Below are 18,631 nucleotides of genomic sequence, written 5' to 3'. Positions count from 1 at the left end.
CCGCCCGGGGCAGCCCCGGCATCCTGTGCGCGGCCGACCGGGCGAGCCGCGGTTCGCCAGAGACGCGACGAGAGTTCACCAGATGCTCATAGCGGGCATAAAATAACAAAAGGTGCTATGTGGGCGCGTGGGTGTCCGCTCCCTTCCTCTCAGGGGGTCGTCATGGCTCAGGAGCTGGTGATCGCGTTGGTGGCGGTGCTCTGCGCCGCGGCGCTGTACGTGGCCTCGGCGGCGCGGGTGATCCGCCAGTACGAGCGGGGCGTCGTGCTGCGGCTCGGCCGGCTGCGGGAGGACGTGCGGCGGCCGGGCTTCACGATGGTCGTGCCGGGCATCGACCGGCTGCGCAAGGTCAACATGCAGATCGTCACCATGCCGGTGCCCGCCCAGGACGGCATCACCCGGGACAACGTCACCGTCCGCGTGGACGCCGTCATCTACTTCAAGGTGGTCGACCCGACGAACGCCGTGATCGCGGTGGAGGACTACCGGTTCGCCGTCTCGCAGATGGCCCAGACCTCGCTCCGGTCGATCATCGGCAAGAGCGATCTGGACGATCTGCTGTCCAACCGCGAGAAGCTGAACCAGGGGCTGGAGGTCATGATCGACAGCCCGGCGGTCAGCTGGGGTGTGCAGATCGACCGGGTGGAGATCAAGGACGTCTCGCTGCCGGAGACCATGAAGCGATCCATGGCCCGCCAGGCCGAGGCCGACCGTGAGCGGCGTGCCCGGGTGATCAACGCCGACGCGGAGCTCCAGGCATCGAAGAAGCTGGCGCAGGCGGCCGGTGAGATGTCCGCCCAGCCCGCCGCGCTCCAGCTGAGGCTGTTGCAGACCGTGGTGGCCGTCGCGGCGGAGAAGAACTCCACGCTGGTGCTGCCCTTCCCGGTGGAGCTGCTCCGGTTCCTGGAACGCGCGCAGCAGCAACCGTCACCGGACCCGGCCGTCCCGGAGCAGCCGTTCGCCCATCACTGAGCGTGGTGGGTCCACTCGCGGATCCAGACCGGTGACCGACCGGCCCCTACGTCGCTGAGCTGGGGAGACACCGTGGCTGTCCGCAGTGTCAGACCTCCCGCCTAGACTCGCGGAGTCAGCACATTCCGTGCCGACGGAGACCGTGGATCAGGCGGGAGGGGGTGGCGGACATGACGGCACGGGCCCATGAGGGCGGAGCGCGGGGCGCCGGGGGCGCGACCGGCGCCGCCGACATCGGCCGCCTGCTGCGCCGCGCGGCGGTCTTCCTGCCCGGCCCGGTGCCCAGGGACGGCCGCATCGCGTTCTGGGTCGCGGACGGCGACGCCCCGTGGCACGACGACGGTGCGCGGGGCAGGAGCGGCACGCCCTCCGGGCACGGGGACGCCACCGGCCGCCCCGACTCCGTCCCGTGCACCACCACCCGGCTCACGGTCGTCCGGCCGGACCCGGCGGCGGGCCCCGGGCGCGTCCGCACCGCCGAGGTGTCCGCGGTTCTGCTGTCCGTGGCCGACGCGCTGCCCGTGCTCGTCCGTGCCCGTCATCGGGCGTCCGCCCATCCCGCCGCCCGCTGCTGGGGCGCGGCCGCGCTGCACGCCCTCCAACTCGTCGCACGCGGCCGGCTCCTCCCCGGGCTCACGGGGGACGGCCACGACGCCTGGCGGGCCGGCCCGAGGGACGCCGAGGACGTCGCGCATCTGCGGGCGGTCGCCGCCGCCCTGCCGCCCGAGGGGCACGCGGTGCCGGTCCCCGCTTCCGCGCCGCCCCGGCTCCCCGACCCCGAGGCCCTGATCGGGGCGTTCCTGGACGCCGTCGCCGACACACTGCCGCGCACACCCGCCGCCGCGTTCGCGATGGGCGCCCCGTTCGCCGCCCGTGAGGCCCAGCATCTGCCGCACGCCGCCGCCTGGGCCGTCGAGGTGGCCTCGGGCCTGGACGCGGGCGTGCGGGTCTCGCTGCGCCTGGACCTCTCCGCGTACGAGCTGTTCGACACCGCCGACACCTACGCGGTCACGGCCGCCCGCGAGGAGGCGGAGGCCGCCGACGCGGCCGCCCGCCCCGAGCATCCGGACGACCCGGCGGTCCGCCCCGCCGCCGCGGCGATCGTGCAGGTCCACAGCCTCGCCGACCCGACGTACGTGGTGGACGCGGCGGCCCTGTGGAACGGCGGGGCGGGCGAGCCGTTCGGGCCGCGCGCCCAGGTCGACGCGGTGCTGGCGCTGCGCCGGGCCGCCCGCGTCTGGGCCCCGCTGGAACGGCTCCTGGGGCAGCCCGTCCCCGATGTGCTCGCGATCACCGAGGACGAGCTGTACGAGCTGCTGAGCGACGCCGGATCCCGGCTGGCCGCCGCCGGGGTGGAGGTCCGCTGGCCGCGCGAGCTGGCCCGTTCGCTCACCGCGGCCGCCGTCGTCCGGCCCGCGCCCGGATCGGCCACCGACGGCACGTCCTTCTTCGACGCCGAGCACCTCTTCGCCTTCGACTGGCAGCTGTCCCTGGGGGACGAGCGGCTGACCGAGGCCGAGATGGACCTCCTGGCCGAGGCCCACCGCCCGGTGGTGCGGCTGCGCGACCAGTGGGTGGTCGTCGACCCCGCCCTCGTACGCAAGGCGCGCAAGCGGGAGCTGGGGCTGCTGGATCCGGTGGACGCGCTGGCCGTCGCGCTGACCGGCAGCGCCGAGGTGGACGGTGAGCGGGTGGCCGCCGTTCCCGCCGGGGCGCTGGCCGCCCTCCGTACGCGGATCCTCAGCCAGGACCTGACGATCGCGCCGCCGCCCGGTCTCGACGCGACCCTGCGCGACTACCAACTGCGCGGTCTGGCCTGGCTGGACCGGATGACCTCGCTCGGGCTCGGCGGCTGCCTCGCCGACGACATGGGCCTCGGCAAGACGATCACCCTCATCGCCCTCCACCTGCACCGCGCGCACCCCTCGCCCACCCTGGTGGTCTGCCCCGCCTCCCTCCTCGGCAACTGGCACCGGGAGATCAACCGCTTCGCGCCCGGCGTCCCGGTGCGCCGCTTCCACGGCACGGACCGCACCCTGAGCGATCCGGACGGCGGCTTCGTCCTCACCACGTACGGCACCATGCGCTCCAGCGCCGCCCAGCTCGCCGAGCAGAGCTGGGGCCTGGTCGTCGCCGACGAGGCGCAGCACGTCAAGAATCCGCACTCCTCCACCGCCAAGGCGCTGCGCACCATCCCCGCCCCGGCCCGGGTCGCCCTCACCGGCACCCCCGTCGAGAACAACCTCTCCGAGCTCTGGGCGCTGCTCGACTGGACCACTCCCGGACTGCTCGGCCCGCTCAAGGCGTTCCGGGCCCGGCACGCCCGGATCGTGGAGAACACCGACACCGCCGCGGGCCTGGGCAACGAGGAGGCGGTGGAGCGGCTGTCCCGGCTGGTGCGGCCCTTCCTCCTGCGGCGCAAGAAGTCCGACCCCGGCATCGCCCCCGAGCTGCCGCCCAAGACGGAGACCGACCACCCCGTCCCGCTCACCCGTGAGCAGGCCACGCTCTACGAGGCGGCCGTCCGCGAGACGATGGCGCAGATCGAGGCGGCGGAGGGCATCGCCCGCCGGGGCCTGATCATGAAGCTGCTGACCTCGCTCAAGCAGATCTGCAACCACCCCGCCCAGTATCTGAAGGAGGAGCCCACCCGCCTCGCGGGCCGCTCGGGCAAGCTCGCCCTCCTCGACGAACTGCTCGACACGATCCTGTCCGAGGACGGTTCGGTCCTGATCTTCACCCAGTACGTGTCGATGGCGAAGCTCCTCTCCGCACACCTCGCCTCCCGCGCGATCCCCTCCCAACTCCTGCACGGCGGTACGCCGGTGCCCGAGCGGGAGCGGATGGTGGACCGCTTCCAGGCCGCCGAGGTCCCGGTGTTCCTGCTCTCCCTCAAGGCGGCCGGCACCGGGCTGAATCTCACCCGCGCCGCCCATGTCGTCCACTTCGACCGCTGGTGGAACCCGGCCGTGGAGGAGCAGGCCACCGACCGGGCGTACCGCATCGGCCAGACCCAGCCCGTCCAGGTCCACCGGATCGTCGCCGAGGGCACGGTGGAGGACCGGATCGCCGAACTGCTGGAGTCCAAGCGGGCTTTGGCGGACGCGGTGCTCGGCAGCGGCGAGAGCGCCCTGACCGAGCTGAGCGACCGGGACCTCGCCGACCTCGTATCGCTGCGGAGGCCCGCATGAGTCCCCGGATGAGCCCGCGCCCGGCCCCGCGCCCGACCACCGGCCCCGCCGCCCGCAGGTCCGCCCCGCGCGCCCGGATCGGCCCGGACGATCTGCGGCGTACCTTCGAGGCGGTGCCCGCCCGCACCTCCGCCGAGGGCGAGCCCTTCGCGGACAGCTGGTGGGGCCGGGCCTGGGTGGACGCCCTGGAGTCGCTGTCGATGGACGAGGCCCGGCTCGCCCGCGGCCGTGCGTACGCCGCCGACGGCCAGGTCGCCGCGATCACCGTCACCCCGGGCCGCGTCGTCGCCTATGTGCACGGCAGCCGGGCCCGCCCCTACCGCGCCGAACTGCGGCTGCGCACCTTCGCCGACCCGGGCTGGGAGGCACTGCTCGACGCGGTCGCCGAACAACCCGGCCATCTGTCCGCGCTGCTCGCCAAGGAGATGCCGCACTCCCTGGCCCGTACGGCGGAGGAGGCCGGTGTCCGGCTGCTGCCCGCCGCCGACGACCTCGACCCCAGCTGCACCTGCCCCGACCACGGGCGGCCCTGCAAACATGTCGCCGCCCTCTGCTTCCAGACGGCACTGCTGCTCGACAGCGACCCGTTCGTCCTGCTGCTGATGCGCGGCCGGGGCGAGCGCGAACTGCTGGAGGAGCTGGGCCGGCGCAACGCCGAGCACTCCGCCCGCGAGCGCCCCGCCGCCCCCGCCGTGCCGTCGGTCGGAGCCGAGGAGGCGTTCGCCGGACGCTTCCTGCCCCCGCTCCCGGCGCCCCTCCCGGTCCCGCCGCACCCCGGCCAGCCGCCTTCGTACCCGGATCTGCCGGGCGCCCGCGACCCGTTGGGCCTGGACCACCTCGCCACCGACGCCGCCGCCCGCGCCCACGCCCTGCTGACCACGGGCCGCGATCCGCTGGCCGGGTTCACCGCCTGGCAGGACGCGGTCCGCCTCGCCGCATCGCGACCGACGGCCGGGCTCACCGCCACCACCCGCGCGCTCTACCGCGAGCTGGCGTACGCCACCGGCCGCACCACCACCGACCTCGCCCGCGCCGTCGCCGCCTGGCGGCAGGGCGCTGCCGGGGGCCTCGCGGTCCTGGAGACGCCCTGGGACCCGCCGGCCGGGCCCTTCGACCGGGCCAGGCCCGCGCTCGCCGCCGCCGGGTTCCCGCGCTTCACGCCCTGGCGCAACCACCTGACCCACCCGGCCGGTTCGCTCCAGCTCCGCTTCGGCCAGGACATGCGCTGGTACGGCTACGAGTCCGACCCCGGCGCCGACGACTGGTGGCCGCGCGCCGCCCCGGACCCCGACCCGGTGTCCGCCGTCGAAGCCCTGCTCGCCGGTGACTCCGTCCCGGACACCGCCGGGGACGACGACCCCCACTACGTACGGTAAAACCCTTGGCCACCAGGGCGTTGTCCCTGTTAGCGTCCTCGACGTGGCGAAACTCAATCAGATCATCGCAGTGGAGAAGGGCGTCAAGTCCAAGGCACACCAGGACCTGACGGCGGCACATCACGGCCTCCAGAAGGCCGCGTTGCTGGCCGGGATCTCCCGGACCTACCAGCCCAAGGACGAGGAGGGCGAGCAGCTTCCGCCCGAGTCGACGCTGGTCCAGGTCAAGGCGGAGGACGTGCTGCGGGACACCGCGGCCACGCTGACCCGGCTCTTCGATGTGACCGCCACGAAGGACTGGGCGAACTGCTCGGCCCGGGCCGATGTGAAGGTCGAAGGACGGGTGCTGGTGAGCGAGGTGCCGGTGTCGTATCTGCTCTTCCTGGAGAAGCAGCTGACCGACCTGAACACCTTCATCCGCAAGCTTCCCGTGCTGGACGCCGCCGAGGCCTGGGTGCAGGACCCGTCGACCGACTCCTGGAAGACCGAGCCGGTCCGCACGCTCCGTACGAAGAAGGTGCCCCGCAACCACGTCAAGGCGGAGGCCACCGACAAGCACCCGGCGCAGGTCGAGGTGTACTACGAGGACATCCCGGTCGGGTACTGGACGACCGTGAAGTTCTCCGGTGCGCTGCCCGCGCGGCGCGTCAACGAACTGCTGGACCGGATCGAGAAGCTCCAGCAGGCCGTGAAGTTCGCCCGCGAGGAGGCCAACGGCGCGGAGGTCACCGACCAGCGGGTGGGTGATGCGGTATTCGGTTACCTCTTCGGGTGACCGACCATGGATTCCCCGGCCGCCGATCAAGGGGGCCGGGGTGCGCGAGGAGCGCAAGCTGAAACTGAAGCTTGTCGTGAAGGCGCGGTACCAGTGGAGGTTCAACTCCTCCCTCCGGCACGGGCCGGAGTAGCCCAAGTTGGCAGAGGCAGCCGCCGTCAATCTCAGACTCTTGCTCCAGACTCAGCATTCGCCGCCGATCGCCGGATCGAACGGGCCCGGGCCCGCGCGCGTCGAGATGCCGGTTCAAGTCCGGCCCGCAGAGCTCCGATCTGCGGTGGTCCAAAGGCAGGACGCGACGACATCATGACTGACCCGGATCCTTAAACGTGCCGGCGTGCCAGATGGGCGGCATTCACAGGGCCCGGAGGCCGGCTACGCCTCCGGGCCCGCTCCCGTTTCCGAGGCCTCTGCTGCTCCCAGCGACACGCCCCGGCCCGCGAAGAACCGTTCGAACTCCGGCAGCGGCAGCACGGCCGCCCGTGTCCCGGCGTCCGTCCCCGACGGGTTGTGGAAGTGGACGCCCAACCCGTCGGCCGTCCGCGCGGTCACCAGCACCAGATGCCCGCCCCGCCCCGGAGCGGGCCGCTCCGGGTGCCGGATCCCGTAGTGGACGGAGGCCAGCACGGTCCGGCCCGCGTCCAGCAGCCCGGGGATCTCCGCCACGTCCAGGTGCCGGTGCACCGTGGCCTCGCGCCCGTGCACCTCGCTCACGTACTCCGCGAAGGGGGCGTACACCAGCCCCCGGATGGTCCCGTCCGCGTCCTCCGTGTACGCCCCGTACTTCAGCGCCCCGTCGCGCAGGGCGAACAGCGAGGGGGCGTCGGCGCCGAGCGCCATGCGCAGACAGGTCATACCGCACAGATGAGCTGCCCACCGCGCGTACTCGGCGGGCGAGGACGCCCCCGACTCCGCCCAGCCCGGGTCCTCGGCCGGATCCATCCCGCCCTCCACGATCGCCCGCACCAGCTCCCGCGTGACGAACTGGGTCTGGACGGGGACGGGGCAGAGGGCACAGGTCACTGGCGATATCCGTTCAGGAAGCGGCCGATACGGCTGATCGCCGCGTCGAGATCATCAGCGTACGGAAGAGTCAGGATGCGGAAGTGGTCCGGCCGCGGCCAGCTGAAGCCGGTGCCCTGCACCACCTGGATCTTCTCCCGCAGCAGCAGATCCAGCACGAACTTCTCGTCGTCGACGATGGGGTGCACCTTGGGATCGATGCGCGGGAAGGCGTACAGCGCGCCCTTCGGCTTCACGCACGAGACGCCGGGGATCTCGTTGAGCCGATCCCAGGCCCGGTCGCGCTGCTCGTGCAGCCTGCCGCCCGGAGCGACCAGTTCCTTGATGGACTGCCGGCCCCCGAGCGCCGCCTGAATGGCGTACTGCGCGGGCGCGTTGGGGCACAGCCGCATGGAGGCCAGCATGGTCAGGCCCTCCAGATAGTTGCGGGCGTGCTGGCGGGGACCGGACACCACCATCCAGCCGGAGCGGAACCCGGCCACCCGGTACGTCTTCGACAGCCCGCTGAAGGTGAGGCAGACCAGGTCCGGGGCGAGGACGGCCGCACTGTGGTGCTCGGCCCCGTCGTACAGGATCTGGTCGTAGATCTCGTCGGCGAACACCATCAGGTTGTGCCGGCGGGCCAGATCCAGAATGCCTTCCAGGATCTCGCGCGGATACACAGCGCCCGTGGGGTTGTTCGGGTTGATGATCACGACGGCCTTGGTCCGGTCGGTGATCTTCGACGCCATGTCGGCGAGGTCCGGGTTCCAGTCGGACTCCTCGTCGCAGACGTAGTGCACGGCCTTGCCGCCCGCGAGCGTGGTCACCGCCGTCCAGAGCGGGAAGTCCGGGGCCGGGATCAGCACTTCGTCGCCGTCCTCCAGGAGCGCCTGCACCGCCATCGAGATCAGCTCGGAGACCCCGTTGCCGAGGAACACGTCGTCCACGCCGATCTCGGTCAGCCCCATGGCCTGGTAGCGCTGGACGACCGCCCGCCGGGCCGAGAGGATGCCGCGCGAATCGGTGTAGCCGTGCGCCTGGGGCAGCATCCGGATCATGTCCTGGACGATCTCCTCGGGAGCCTCGAAACCGAAGAGCGCGGGGTTGCCCGTGTTGAGCCGGAGCACGCTGTGGCCCGCCTCCTCCAGGGCGTTGGCGTGCTCGATGACCGGGCCCCGGATCTCGTAGCAGACCTCGTTGAGCTTGCTGGACTGCCGGAACTCCATGCGCTGCCTCCCGAGCCGAATTGCGATACTTGGTTTTACCAAGCTTCAGCTTGGAAAGTCCAACAACATGTCTAGACTGCGTCGCATGCCACGTCAGCAGCAGCCAGCAGCACGCCCCGCCCGTCGCCGGAGCTACGACCAGTTCGACGCCACCGCCCGCGCCCTCGACTCCGTCGGCGACCGGTGGACGCTGCTGATCGTCCGTGAACTGCTGGGCGGCCCCCGCCGGTACACGGACCTGCACGCCGATCTGCCCGGCGTCAGCACGGACGTGCTGGCCTCCCGCCTCAAGGACATGGAGCAGAGCGGGCTGGCCCTGCGCCGCAAACTGCCGCCCCCCTCGGCGGCGTCGGTCTACGAGCTGACCGAACGCGGCCACGGTCTGCGGCCCGTCCTCGCCGCCCTCGCCGCGTGGGGCGCGCCCGCCCTCGCCGAGCGCCGCCCGACCGACGCGGTGCGGGCCCACTGGTTCGCGCTGCCGCTGCTCGGCGCCCTCACCGGACTCGCCCACGAGGGCGTCCTCGAAGTCCGGCTCGACGAGGGCGAGTTCCACCTCCATGTCGGCGGGGGAGCGGGGAGCGTGCTGCCGGGCGCCGAGGCGTACGGACCGGTGTACGGATACGGCCCCGCCGACCGCCCCGACGCCCGGATCGTCCTCGACGCCGGGGTCTGCCTGGAGCTCGCGCAGGGCGGGGCGGGACTCGCGGAAGCGGTGAAGGACGGCCGCGTCGAGGTGTCCGGCGAGAGCCCGCTCGCCGCCGAACTGCGGGGGGCCTGAGCCGGGTTCCGGGGGCCGGAGCGCTCGCGGGAGCGGCCGCGCACGGATCCGGCGATGATGGAGCCGTGCGACTCGAAGCGATCACCTGGGAACGGCTGGCCGGCGAGCTGGCCCGGTACGGCGACGGACTGTCCGCGGCCGACGGCGGGCCCTGGCTCGCCCTCGGCATCGACGGCGCCCCGGCCGCCCGCACCGGCGAGTGCGCCGAACGCGTCGCCCAGGAGCTGCGGCTGCTCGGCCGCTCGGTCCTCGTCGTCTCCACCGAGGGCTTCCTGCGCCCGGCGAGCCTGCGCTTCGAGTACGGCAAGCAGGACCCGGACACGTACGTCGACGGCTGGTTCGACACCGGGGCGCTGTGGCGCGAGGTGTTCGGGCCGCTGGAGGCGGGCGGCTCCGGCCGGGTGCTGCCCGATCTGTGGGACCCGGCGACCGACCGGGCGACCCGGACCCCGTACCACGCGCTGCCCGAGGGCGGCGTCGTCGTCGTGCACGGCCCGTTCCTGCTGGGCCACTGGTTCCCGTTCGCGCTGAGCGTCCATCTGCGGCTGTCCCCGGGGGCGTTGCGGCGGCGTATGCAGGAGTCGGAACGCTGGACCCTGCCCGCCTTCGCCCGGTACGAGGAGGAGGTGGCGCCCTCGGAGCGGGCGGACGTGGTGGTCCGGGCGGACGATCCGTCGCACCCGGCCTGGTCGGGGCTGCCCGGGGGCGGGTGAACCGCGCGGTCGGGCCGGCGGCGGTTCTCGCCGTACGCGCGGTGCGCCACCCGCGCTCAGCGGACCGGTGGCCGCCCGCCCACCGTGGCCACCGCCGCAGCACCGGCCCGGCAGCCCTCGGCGGCCGCGGTCAGGTCGTCCGCCCCGGCCAGCAGAGCCGCGAGGAAGCCGCCGGTGAACGCGTCGCCCGCCCCCGTCGAGTCGACCGGCTCGCGCACCGGCGGGGCGGGGACGCGGCCGATGACCTCGCCCCGGGCGGCCACCACGGCACCCCGCGCGCCCAGGGTGACGACGACGCGCGGGAACCACCGGCTCAACTCCGCCGCCGCGGCCTCGGGTCCGGGCAGCCCGGTGAGGAGCCGGGCCTCGTCCGCGTTCGGCAGCAGCAGCTCCGCCCCCTCCGCGAACTCCAGGAACCGCTTCGGCCCCAGCTCACCGAGGAACCCGGCCGACGCGGGATCCACGCTCACCGGAACGCCCCGTTCCACGGCGCTGCGCAGGGCGAGAAGGGCGGCGGCCCGGCTCGTCGCGGCGAACAGGAGATAGCCGGAGAGATGCAGCCGCCCGACGCCGTCGAGCATCGAGGGCGCGAAGTCCTCGGCGGCGAGCCGCAGCACCGCCCCGCCGTCCGTCAGGAACGTACGCTCGGCCGCCGCGTCGACCAGCGCGATGACGGTCGCCGTCGGAAGCTCGTCGTCCACCGCCAGGAACGCCCGCACCCCCGCCCGCTCCAGCGCCCGACGGTGCCAGTCGGCGGACTCCGCACCCGCCCGGGCCAGCAGCCGGACGTCCGGACAGCCCGAACGCGCCGCCCAGCAGGCGACATTGGCCCCCGCGCCGCCCGGCACCGTACGGATCCGGGCCGCCGTGTCCGTACCGTGGGCGAGCGCCGATCCGTACCGCGCCACCACGTCCGTGACCACGTCACCCACCACCAGCAGCCCACCGCCCGCCGCCGCAGCGCTCACCGGGCGCCCGCCGCCGCGACGGCGATCCGCGCCGCGAGAGCCACGTTTCCGCGTACGGCCGCGAGGTTCGCCTCCAGCGACGCACCCCCGGTCCGCCGCATCAGCTGGTCCAGCAGGAACGGTGTGACGCCCTGCCCCGAGATGCCCCGCTCCCGGCACGCGTCCAGCGCCTCCGCCAGCACCCGGTCGTGCAGCGCCGGATCCAACTGATCGTGCTCCGGTACGGGGTTGGCGACGATCAGCGCGGCCGCCGGGCCGCCCAGCGCCTCCTTCGCCCGGATCACCTCCACCACCTCCTCGGGGCTGTGCACCGTCCAGTCGACGGGTTCGCCGGAGCTGCTCAGGTAGAAGCCGGGGAAGTGGCCCGTGCCGTAGCCGACGATGCCGACGCCGAGGGTCTCCAGCCGCTGGAGGGTCGCCGGGACGTCGAGGATCGACTTCACGCCCGCGCAGACCACGGTGATCCCGGTGCGGGCGAGCAGCCGCAGATCGGCCGACTCGTCCTGGTTCTCGGCCCATTCCCGGTGTACGCCGCCGAGCCCGCCCGTCGCGAAGACGCCGATGCCCGCCCGTGCCGCCAGGAACGCCGTTGCGGACACCGTCGTCGCCCCACTCGCTCCGGAGGCGAGCGCCGGGGCGAGATCGCGGTGCCCGAGCTTGCGTACCGCCGGATCACCGGCGACCCGCTCCAACAGGCTCTCGCTCAGGCCGACATGGGCCACCCCGTCCAGCACGGCGACGGTCGCCGGTACCGCTCCGGCGGACCGGACGAGGCCTTCCAGCTCCAGGGCCACGGACAGGTTGCGCGGGCGCGGCAGACCGTGCGCGATGATCGTCGACTCCAGCGCCACGACGGGCAGACCGGCGCTCAGGGCGGCGCGCACCTCCGCCGAGAGCACCGGCTCGTAGGGTTCCGGTGAGTTCTGAGGCATGCCCCATCCCTGTCGCGGGCGGAAGGGGCGCAAACCACGGGCGGACGTTCTCCGGCGGGGCCCGGCCACCCGGTGGCCGGAAGCGGTCGCTAAGGTGACCGGCCATGACGACAAACGACCAGGTCCCCGCCTCCTTCGCCGTGCACATCCCGGACGCCGAGCTCGTACCGGAACCTCTCGATCCGGCGCAGATCGTCTCGGGCGATCCCGTGGTGACGGGGAAGGTGCTGTGGGAATCGCCCGACGGCAAGCAGATCCGCGGCATCTGGCAGATCACGCCCGGCGTGGTCACCGACACCGAGGCGAACGAGCTGTTCGTGGTCGTCAGCGGCCGGGCGACGGTCGCGGTCGAGGGCGGGGCGACGCTGGAGATCGGCCCGGGGGACGCGTGCGTCCTGCGCGAGGGCGACCGGACGACCTGGACCGTTCACGAGACGCTCCGCAAGGCATACCACATCAGCCTCTGATGTCTCCCGAGCCGTTGAGGTCTCCCGGCCGCCGCAGCCCCCGGCGCAGGGCGAGCGCGGCGACCGGCAGCAACAGGGCGGCGCCGATCGCGTTCAGGCTGCCGTAGCCCCACTGGGCGACGATCACCCCGGCCGCCGCCCCGCCGACGCCCGCCGCCGCGCTCATCGTCAGGTCCGACAGCCCCTGCACGGCCGCCTGGGCGGACCGCGGCACCGCGTCGGTGAGCAGCGCCGAACCGGCGATCATCCCGGCCGACCAGCCGAGACCCAGCACGAACAGGCCCGCTGCGGTCTGCCCGTGCCGGGGCCCGGCGGTGCCCGCGAGCAGCGCGGCGAGGCTCAGCAGCCCGACGGCCAGCCCGATCACGGCCGGCCGGCCGAACCGGTCGGCCAGCCACCCCATCACCGGCGAGAACGCGTACATGCCGGCGATGTGCCCGCTGATGACGAGCCCGATCAGCTGGAGGCCGGCGCCGTGCCGGCCCAGGTCGACCGGGGTCATGACCATGATCGACACCATGGCGGTGTGCGACACGGTGACCGTCACCAGGGCCAGCCGCGCCATCGGCGACTCCCGCACCGCCTCGACCCCGGCGCGCAGCGACCGCTTCGGCGGCCCCACCGGGCCCTCCGGAGCCAGGGCCCGGGCGGTGAGCAGCGGATCCGGGCGCAGCGCGAGCGCCACGACGAGCCCGGCGAGCAGGAACACCGCGGCCGAGCAGAGGAACGGCCCCGCCGCCTCGGGCACCGGCGTACCGCGGAACAGCCGGCTCGCCGGGGCCGAGATGTTGGGCCCCAGCACCGAGCCGATCGTGGTGGCCCAGACGACGGTGGAGATCGCCCGCCCGCGCCGCTCCGGCCCCACCAAGTCGGCCGCCGCGAACCGGGCCTGGAGACCGGCCAGCGACCCCGCGCCGAACCCGGCCATGCCGAGCAGCAGCAGCGGGAAGCTGGGCAGCATCGTGGCCAGGACCACCAGCCCACCGCCCAGCGCACCGATCAGATAGGCGAGCACCAGGCCGGACCGGCGGCCCCGGGAGGTCATCAGGGCGGCCAGCGGCAGTGACAGCAGCGCCGTGCCGACGACCGAAGAGGTCGGCGCCAGCCCGGACAGCGCCTCGGACCCGCTCACCTCGACGGCCAGCATCGGGGCCAGGGCGATACCGATGGCCACGCCGAGGCCACCGAGTATCTGGCTGACGATGAGCACGGCCGACGTCCGGCGCTGGAGCGCGGGCAGCCCGGCGGCCGGGACCTGGGGGAGGGAGAGGGGTCGCGTCACCGGCGCAGTGTGCCACCGCCCGGCCGCCGCCGTGCACCCGGGAGAGTGAAAACAAGCCCGGCCAGAGTCTGTCCGGCCCTCCGGTCCGTCTCACGACGCCATGCACGACAGGCCCCTAGAACAGCGGCTCCGGCAGGACCCCCTCCAGCGCCAGCAGCTGTCGCTTGGTCTCCAGGCCGCCGCCGAACCCGCCCAGGCCGCCGTCGCTCTCCACCACCCGGTGACACGGCACCACCACCGGCAGCGAATTGGCCCCCATGGCCGCGCCCACCGCCTGCGCGCCCTCCGGCCGGCCGACCCGCGCCGCCAGCTCCCCGTACCCGACGACCGTCCCGTAAGGCACCCCGGACGCCAGCTCGCGCAGCACCTCACGGTGGAAGCCCGAGGTCAGCGACCAGTCCAGAGCCAGGTCGAAGTCCTCCCGCCCGCCCGCGAAATACGCCGCGAGCCTGCGTATGGGCTCGGCGAGCCGCGCCGAGCCGGGCGCCTCCACCGGCTCCGTGCCGAATCCGGTCCGCAACCGGCCGAGCATCGCGTCCCGTACGTCGGGACGGGCGTGGAAGGACACGCTCACCAGGCCGGTCGCGGTCGCGGCGAGCAGCAGCGGGCCGATGCCGCTGTCCACGACGGCCCACTCGACGGCCGGCCCGTCGCCGGTCCCGTAATCGTTCATGCCGACCACCGTACGACCGGGCACTGACAGCGGCGGTCCGGCGGCGGAAACGGGACCGCCGGGACCACCGACGCGACGCCGGAGCGGCGGGTCAGCTCGTGGCGTCGCGCACCACGTCGGGGAAGTTGGTGATGATCCCGTCGACCCCGAAGTCACGGGCCTTCACCGCGTCCGCCGCCTTGTTGACCGTCCAGGTGTTCACCCGCAGCCGCTTGCCGTGCGGGCCCTTGAGCCGCTGGACGGCCGCCACGTAGTCGGCGCCGATCGTCGCGTACGAGGGGTTGATCTGATCGGTGAACGCCGCGTACGAGGGCAGGTCGGCCACCGCCGGGGTGCCCAGGAAACCGGTCGTGATGTCCGGGCGCAGCGTGTGCACCTGCTTCACGCTGTCGGCGCCGAAGCTCTGGATGACCAGCCGGTCCCGTAGGTGGGAACGGTCCAGCCACCCCGACCGGCCCAGCACCCGGATGATGTCGCGTTCGATGCCCGGGTAGGTCGCCGGGCTCTTGATCTCCAGGAGCAGCTTCTGCCGGTTGCGCTCCAGGCGGTTCAGGAACTGGGTGAGGGTCGGGATCCGGGCCCCGGTGAACTGCGCTCCGAACCAGCTGCCCGCGTCGAGCTTCGCCAGCTCCGCCGCGGTGAAGTCCTTGACCGCCCACGGCGCCCGGTCGGGGAAGACCTGCTCGGCGTCCGTCGTGCGCTTCAGATCGGTGTCGTGCAGCACGACGAGCTCGCCGTCGCGGGTGCGCTGGACGTCGTTCTCGACCCAGTCGACGCCGAGGGCGTCCGAGGCGTCGACGGCGGCGAGGGTGTTCTCCGGCGCGTAGCCCGATGCCCCCCGGTGCGCCACGACGACCGGGGCCGTCTGCCGCTCCGGGGCCTCGGGCCGCTCGGCGGGCAGCAGCAGGGCGCCGGCGCCGAGCAGGGCGGCGGCCGTGGTGGAGGCGGTTGCGGTACGGACGAACACGGGGACTCCTCACGTCGGGAGTGTGCGGACACGCAGAGAGTGACAGCGGCCCGCCAACGCCCGGCGGGGCTGCGGTGGCCGCGGAATGAACGGAACCTTCGGTCCCGGGGACCACCGCGGAGCACGGCAGTACACCGTGCCGATAAAATGTGCTTTCTTTGTCTGCCTGCCGGGACTCGCCCCTTGGGGACCCTCCTCGACCCCGGGCATTCTCGAAGGGCGTGTACGCATGCAGGGAACAGTCGACGGATTCACCTACGGCCTGGTGACTCCGGTCGCGGCCTTCCTCATGGCCGCCCTGGGAGCCGCCCTCGGACTCCGCTGCACCACCCGGTCCCTCCGTACCGCACGCTCCTTCCGGGCCGGCTGGCTGGCGCTGGGCTCGCTGTCCATCGGCTCCGGGGTGTGGACCATGCACTTCGTCGCGATGACGGGCTTCACCGTCCAGGAGGCTCCGATCTCCTACGACAAGCCCCTCACCTTCTCCGGCCTGGCCGTGGCCGTGGTGATGATCGGCATCGGCATCTTCATTGTCGGGTACCGGGGCGCGACCCGCATGGCGTTGATCACCGGGGGCACCATCACCGGCCTCGGTATCGCCTCGATGCACTATCTCGGCATGGCGGGCATGCGCATGGACGCCCGGTTCGCGTACGACACGACCCTCGTCGTCCTCTCGGTGCTGATCGCCGGCGTCGCCGCCACCGGCGCGCTGTGGGCGGCCGTCAGCCTGCGGGGAGCCCTCTCCGGCCTCGGCGCGAGCATTCTGATGGCCGTCGCGGTGACCGGTATGCACTACACCGGCATGGCCGCGCTCGATGTGCATCTGCACCTGCCGCCCACCCTGCCGAACGACCTGGCCGACGTCCTGCCCCGCGACCGGCCCGCCGAGATCATCGGCCCGATGCTGGCCGGACCCGCCTGCTTCCTGCTCCTCGCCGCCGTCGTGCTCCTGTTCGACCCCCGGGCCATGACGGGCGAACCCGACCCGTACCCGCGGGCCGGACACCACCCGCGGAGCATGGTCCGCGAGGGTGCGGGAGGGCCGCGGTACCGCTGATCCGGGGCCGTTGTCAGTGGCGCGCCGTACGGTGGTTGCATGCGGCCCGTTTCCAAGATCGAACGTTCGGTGGCGCCTTTCGAGGTCGTCAGTCCCTACCAGCCCAGCGGCGACCAGCCGGCGGCCATCGCCGAGCTGGAGCGGCGCATCCGCGCCGATGAGAAGGACGTCGTCCTGCTCGGCGCGACCGGCACCGGCAAGTCGGCGACCACCGCCTGGATGATCGAGAAGCTGCAGCGCCCCACCCTGGTGATGGCGCCGAACAAGACGCTCGCCGCCCAGCTGGCCAACGAGTTCCGTGAGCTCCTGCCGAACAACGCGGTGGAGTATTTCGTCTCGTACTACGACTACTACCAGCCCGAGGCGTACGTCCCGCAGTCGGACACCTACATCGAGAAGGACTCCTCCATCAACGAGGAGGTCGAACGGCTGCGCCACTCGGCGACGAATTCGCTGCTCACCCGGCGCGACGTCGTCGTGGTAGCCTCCGTCTCCTGCATCTACGGCCTCGGTACGCCGCAGGAGTACGTGGACCGCATGGTCCAGCTCAAGGTCGGCGAGGAGATCGACCGCGACCAGCTGCTGCGCCGCTTCGTCGAGATGCAGTACAGCCGCAACGACCTGGCGTTCACCCGCGGCACCTTCCGGGTCCGGGGCGACACCATCGAGATCTTCCCGGTCTACGAGGAGCTCGCCATCCGCATCGAGATGTTCGGTGACGAGATCGAGGCCCTGTCCACGCTCCACCCGCTGACCGGCGAGATCATCAGCGAGGACCCCACGGTCCACGTCTTCCCCGCCAGCCACTACGTCGCCGGGCCCGAGCGTATGGAGAAGGCCGTCAGCGGCATCGAACAGGAGCTGGAGCAGCGCCTGGCCGAGCTGGAGAAGCAGGGCAAGATGCTGGAGGCCCAGCGACTGCGCATGCGCACCACGTACGACATCGAGATGCTCCGCCAGATCGGCACCTGCTCCGGCGTCGAGAACTACTCGATGCACTTCGACGACCGCGCCCCCGGCACCGCCCCCAACACCCTCCTCGACTACTTCCCGGACGACTTCCTCCTCGTCCTGGACGAGTCCCACGTCACGGTCCCGCAGATCGGCGCGATGTACGAGGGCGACGCCTCCCGCAAGCGGACCCTCGTCGACCACGGCTTCCGGCTGCCGTCCGCGATGGACAACCGGCCGCTGAAGTGGGAGGAGTTCCTGAAGCGGATCGACCAGACGGTCTACCTCTCCGCCACCCCGGGCAAGTACGAGCTCTCGCGCGGCGACGGGTTCGTCGAGCAGATCATCCGCCCCACCGGCCTCGTCGACCCCGAGGTCGTGGTCAAGCCCACCGAGGGCCAGATCGACGACCTGGTCCACGAGATCCGCAAGCGCACCGAGCGCGACGAGCGGGTCCTGGTCACCACGCTCACCAAGAAGATGTCGGAGGACCTCACCGACTACTTCCTGGAGCTCGGCATCCAGGTCCGCTATCTGCACAGCGACGTCGACACCCTGCGCCGCATCGAGCTGCTGCGCGAGCTGCGCTCCGGCGAGTACGACGTGCTCGTCGGCATCAACCTCCTGCGTGAGGGCCTCGACCTCCCCGAGGTCTCCCTGGTGGCCATCCTCGACGCCGACAAGCAGGGCTTCCTGCGCTCCGGCACCTCGCTCATCCAGACCATCGGCCGCGCCGCGCGCAACGTCTCCGGCCAGGTCCATATGTACGCCGACAAGATCACCCCGGCCATGGCGCAGGCGATCGACGAGACGAACCGCCGCCGCGAGAAGCAGATCGCCTACAACACCGAGCGCGGCCTCGACCCGCAACCGCTGCGCAAGAAGATCAACGACATCGTCGCGACCATCGCCCGCGAGGAGGTCGACACCGAGCAGCTCCTCGGCACCGGGTACCGGCAGGGCAAGGAGGCCAAGACCCCGGTGCCCACGCTCGGCGCCAAGGCCGCCAAGAGCGGGGCGAAGGGCAGGGCGGCCTCGCCCGGCGCGGTGGTCAGCGACCGGCCCGCCGCCGAACTGGCCGGGATCATCGAGGAGATGACCGACCGGATGCGGGCCGCCGCGGCGGACCTGCAGTTCGAGGTGGCCGCCCGGCTGCGCGACGAGGTCGGCGAACTGAAGAAGGAACTGCGTCAGATGAAGGAAGCGGGCCTCGCCTGATTCCCGGCATCGCGGCAGGCTTCGCTGCCGATTCCCGCACCGGTCCCGGCACGGGTTCCGGCGCCGCTTCCAACACA

The 18,631-nt window shown here is 72.7% G+C and carries 15 protein-coding genes and 1 pseudogene; 9 read left to right on the top strand and 7 right to left on the bottom strand.

What is annotated here, in order from left to right; genetic code table 11:
- Positions 1 to 162 precede the first annotated feature (162 nt).
- From ACSMXR_RS07105 to ACSMXR_RS07090, 4 genes and pseudogenes are all read left to right on the top strand, one after another.
- Positions 163 to 951, top strand: a pseudogene (locus tag ACSMXR_RS07105) (slipin family protein); the annotation flags it as partial.
- Positions 952 to 1,142: 191 nt separating this feature from the next.
- Positions 1,143 to 4,163 carry an SNF2-related protein gene (locus ACSMXR_RS07100; protein WP_473171449.1) on the top strand — a complete coding sequence of 1,007 codons (3,021 nt, stop codon included), beginning with the start codon at positions 1,143 to 1,145 and terminating at the stop codon, positions 4,161 to 4,163.
- Positions 4,160 to 5,539 carry an SWIM zinc finger family protein gene (locus tag ACSMXR_RS07095; RefSeq protein ID WP_473171448.1) on the top strand — a complete coding sequence of 460 codons (1,380 nt, stop codon included), beginning with the start codon at positions 4,160 to 4,162 and terminating at the stop codon, positions 5,537 to 5,539. The genes ACSMXR_RS07100 and ACSMXR_RS07095 overlap by 4 nt, the downstream gene beginning before the upstream one ends.
- A 43-nt stretch (positions 5,540 to 5,582) precedes the next feature.
- Complete coding sequence (locus ACSMXR_RS07090; protein ID WP_364881238.1) at positions 5,583 to 6,314, top strand: DUF7873 family protein; 732 nt, start codon at positions 5,583 to 5,585, stop codon at positions 6,312 to 6,314.
- Between the two features lie 375 nt (positions 6,315 to 6,689).
- Here the strand turns inward: ACSMXR_RS07090 and ACSMXR_RS07085 are convergent, their stop codons facing one another.
- Both ACSMXR_RS07085 and ACSMXR_RS07080 read right to left on the bottom strand, forming a co-directional pair.
- Complete coding sequence (locus ACSMXR_RS07085) at positions 6,690 to 7,337, bottom strand: cysteine peptidase family C39 domain-containing protein (RefSeq protein WP_473171447.1); 648 nt, start codon at positions 7,335 to 7,337, stop codon at positions 6,690 to 6,692.
- Entirely contained in the window at positions 7,334 to 8,545 is a 1,212-nt protein-coding gene (locus ACSMXR_RS07080; protein WP_473171446.1) for a pyridoxal phosphate-dependent aminotransferase, read from the bottom strand. The genes ACSMXR_RS07085 and ACSMXR_RS07080 overlap by 4 nt, the downstream gene beginning before the upstream one ends.
- 85 nt (positions 8,546 to 8,630) lie before the next feature.
- Between ACSMXR_RS07080 and ACSMXR_RS07075 the strand changes: the two genes are divergently transcribed.
- Together ACSMXR_RS07075 and ACSMXR_RS07070 are read left to right on the top strand one after the other, a co-directional pair.
- Complete coding sequence (locus ACSMXR_RS07075; protein ID WP_240806006.1) at positions 8,631 to 9,323, top strand: winged helix-turn-helix transcriptional regulator; 693 nt, start codon at positions 8,631 to 8,633, stop codon at positions 9,321 to 9,323.
- 65 nt (positions 9,324 to 9,388) lie between these two features.
- Positions 9,389 to 10,036, top strand: coding sequence for a nucleoside/nucleotide kinase family protein (locus ACSMXR_RS07070; protein WP_473171445.1), 648 nt, complete (start codon positions 9,389 to 9,391; stop codon positions 10,034 to 10,036).
- A gap of 56 nt (positions 10,037 to 10,092) precedes the next feature.
- Here ACSMXR_RS07070 and ACSMXR_RS07065 read toward each other — a convergent pair whose 3' ends face one another.
- Together ACSMXR_RS07065 and ACSMXR_RS07060 are read right to left on the bottom strand one after the other, a co-directional pair.
- Positions 10,093 to 11,004, bottom strand: a complete 912-nt coding sequence (locus tag ACSMXR_RS07065; protein ID WP_473171444.1) for a carbohydrate kinase family protein — start codon at positions 11,002 to 11,004, stop codon at positions 10,093 to 10,095.
- The gene (locus ACSMXR_RS07060) at positions 11,001 to 11,936 is read right to left on the bottom strand and encodes a pseudouridine-5'-phosphate glycosidase (protein ID WP_473171443.1); all 936 of its coding nucleotides are present in this window, start codon (positions 11,934 to 11,936) and stop codon (positions 11,001 to 11,003) included. Before ACSMXR_RS07060 ends, ACSMXR_RS07065 begins: the two co-directional genes overlap by 4 nt.
- 104 nt (positions 11,937 to 12,040) lie before the next feature.
- Between ACSMXR_RS07060 and ACSMXR_RS07055 the strand changes: the two genes are divergently transcribed.
- Positions 12,041 to 12,403: a cupin domain-containing protein gene (locus ACSMXR_RS07055; RefSeq protein WP_030713249.1), complete on the top strand. Its 363-nt coding sequence runs from the start codon at positions 12,041 to 12,043 to the stop codon at positions 12,401 to 12,403.
- On the opposite strand, the gene ACSMXR_RS07050 is transcribed toward ACSMXR_RS07055, so the two are convergent.
- The 3 genes from ACSMXR_RS07050 to ACSMXR_RS07040 form a co-directional block, all read right to left on the bottom strand.
- Positions 12,393 to 13,613, bottom strand: a complete 1,221-nt coding sequence (locus ACSMXR_RS07050; RefSeq protein WP_473172346.1) for an MFS transporter — start codon at positions 13,611 to 13,613, stop codon at positions 12,393 to 12,395. The genes ACSMXR_RS07055 and ACSMXR_RS07050 overlap by 11 nt on opposite strands.
- Positions 13,614 to 13,800: 187 nt before the next feature.
- Positions 13,801 to 14,358 (bottom strand): methylated-DNA--[protein]-cysteine S-methyltransferase, encoded by a 558-nt coding sequence (locus ACSMXR_RS07045; protein WP_473171442.1) that lies wholly within the window; start codon positions 14,356 to 14,358, stop codon positions 13,801 to 13,803.
- A 91-nt stretch (positions 14,359 to 14,449) separates the two neighbouring features.
- A complete protein-coding gene (locus tag ACSMXR_RS07040; RefSeq protein ID WP_473171441.1) occupies positions 14,450 to 15,325 on the bottom strand; it encodes a glycerophosphodiester phosphodiesterase in 876 nt (291 codons plus the stop codon).
- Between the two features lie 229 nt (positions 15,326 to 15,554).
- Here ACSMXR_RS07040 and ACSMXR_RS07035 point away from each other — a divergent pair, with 229 nt between their 5' ends.
- Together ACSMXR_RS07035 and uvrB are read left to right on the top strand one after the other, a co-directional pair.
- Positions 15,555 to 16,385 (top strand): MHYT domain-containing protein, encoded by an 831-nt coding sequence (locus ACSMXR_RS07035; protein WP_137233807.1) that lies wholly within the window; start codon positions 15,555 to 15,557, stop codon positions 16,383 to 16,385.
- 39 nt (positions 16,386 to 16,424) lie between these two features.
- Entirely contained in the window at positions 16,425 to 18,554 is a 2,130-nt protein-coding gene (uvrB, locus tag ACSMXR_RS07030) for an excinuclease ABC subunit UvrB (RefSeq protein ID WP_103508543.1), read from the top strand.
- Positions 18,555 to 18,631: the final 77 nt, after the last annotated feature.

The organism is Streptomyces sp. DSM 106670 (assembly GCF_055792845.1).
The sequence above is the reverse complement of the archived record's forward strand: the minus strand, read 5'-3'. Positions and strand labels throughout refer to the sequence as shown.